This is a genomic window from Rhodococcus sp. AZ1 (assembly GCF_054979605.1).
This window is the reverse complement of record NZ_JBUEQF010000018.1, coordinates 1-2125: the sequence shown is the minus strand read 5'-3', so window position 1 is coordinate 2125 and position 2125 is coordinate 1. Positions and strand designations below refer to the sequence as shown.

2 pseudogenes are annotated in these 2125 nt (G+C 58.6%); one reads left to right on the top strand and one right to left on the bottom strand.

Going from position 1 to position 2125, the window contains the following annotated elements:
- Nucleotides 1-1090 (top strand): annotated as a pseudogene (locus ACY48E_RS15940) (hypothetical protein); the annotation flags it as partial.
- On the opposite strand, the pseudogene ACY48E_RS15935 reads toward ACY48E_RS15940, so the two are convergent.
- Nucleotides 1072-2125, bottom strand: a pseudogene (locus ACY48E_RS15935) (class I SAM-dependent DNA methyltransferase); the annotation flags it as partial. The pseudogenes ACY48E_RS15940 and ACY48E_RS15935 overlap by 19 nt on opposite strands.

The following is a 2125-nucleotide window of genomic DNA, read 5'->3' as shown; positions in this document are numbered from 1 at the left end:
GCTCGACAAGTTGTCAAAAGCACCGAGGGTAGGCTCGCTGGGCCTTCAATTCTCAAGAGGATGGGACGAAAGCATCGACCGCAAGAAGGGCAGGTTCGACTCCGAGTGGGGTGTTCCTGAATCGTGGGATTCGGTGATTCTCCAGGGGCCGCACCTCTACGTGTCAACGCCCTTCTACAAGCAGCCGAACCCAACGATGCAGAATAACAAGGATTGGACGCCGGTCGATCTCGAGGCGATCGCCGTCGATGCGATCCCCGTGACGCAGTACCGGCCGTGTGGCGATGCCACCCTGTACAGCAATGCGTATGGCAGGTGGATCAACGATGGCGGCGCCGTTTCGGCCCGAAGCACCTACCGGATCGCATGGCGAACCAGGGCTGCCAACACGGGCGAGCGCACTCTGATCCCTGCGCTGATTCCGCCGGGGGCAGCTCATGTTCACCGCGTCTCCGCGATCGGCGGCCCCGACGTGCACCCGCGAACCCTCGCAGTTGTGCTCGGTGTCCTGTCCTCTCTGATCTCGGATTTCCTGGTTCGCGCGGTGCCGAAGTCCGATATCTTGATGAGCACGGTAGAGCGTTTACCGATGGTCGCGACCTCGGGACCCGTGAGCGATCGAATTGCCGAGCAGGTAGCACGGCTGAACTGCCTAACCACAGCTTATGCCGGATTTTGGGAGGATGTGTCCGGAAATAGCTGGGATGTGGGTGTTCCGTATTTTGTAGCACACCAGCGCCGGGCGGCTCAAAATGAAATCGACGCACTTGTCGCCTATGCGCTTGACGTTCCACTTGAGGACCTGCTGACGATATATCGTGCCCAGTTCCCCGTATTGCGCGGTTATGACTGTGACGAGTATCTGTACGACTCAGGAGGTCGCCTAGTTCCTGTGGAAATCAGACAGAACTGGACGAAATCGGGCAAGCCCACATCGGATGATGAATTCCCTGATTGCGCCCGAACCTCGATGCATCCCACGTCGGGGGCGACCTACACTTACAACTTGCCGTTCGTCAACTGGGACCGCGAAGAGGAGCTACGAATTGCATACGAGGATATCGCCCGCAACTATCCAAAATCGTTGTAGGCCTTCCGCATGTCAGCCTCCCTGTCCAGGTGGACGAAAGGCATTTCGTAGATATACGTTCGACCGGAACCGGGATGCTTGAACGTTCGACCGTCAGCAGTCGACGCTGCTGCGCGATCTCTCTTCCATAATTGTCGAATAGGGAGTGGGACGAGCCGGCCGTTCGCGTCGAAGAGGTACTCGTCGAAATCGTATCCTCGCAGAACCGGAAACTGTGATCGGTAGATGCTGATCAGGTCGTCAATTCCAATGCGTAGCGCGCGTGCCACAAGGGCGTCGATTTCCACCAACCCGAGGCGGCGGTCACGGGCGATGCGCCAGGCGACATCAGGCTGCCATTCAGTTTTGGCTACTGCCTCCCACAAAGGGGCCCATGCAGCGGTCAAACATGTGAGCCGGAGGACCCGTTCAACAATTTCTTCGGAATGCGGCCCGTCTACCTCTATCGGCAGCTTGTCAATGGATGACATGAGTATTCCAGACTTCGGAACCGCCCGAATCACGAAATCGGCAATGAGGGATGACATGAACCCAGCTGCCTCCACGAGGCGCTCAAGGGGAACATCCGGACCGCCAGCGGCGGATACTCCATGAGGGTGCGCTGTTCCAGGCGGAATGATGGCGGGAATCAATGTGCGTTCGCCGGTGTTCGCGGCCATAGCCCGCCACGCGATCCGAAAGTACTGGCGCGCTGGTACCGTACGCCCAGCGACGAGCCATCGTGTATATGCCTCATCGTAGTCGGAGCTGTTGCCCGTCGGTCTGTACTGAGTGGCAGGTATCGCATCGATGGCGAGGGCCTCCAGGTCGATGGACGTCCAATCCTTGTTGTTCAGCATCGTCGGGTTCGGCTGCTTGTAGAGCGGATTCGCGACGTGTATGTGTGGCCCCTGGATTATCGCCGAATCCCACGATGGGGGAAGTCCCCACTCAGCGTCGAATCGCCCTCTGCTTCGATCGATAGTCTCATTCCACCCGATCGAAAGCTGAAGACCGATAGCTCCGATCCTCGGCGCCTCTGCCACCCTCGACAAG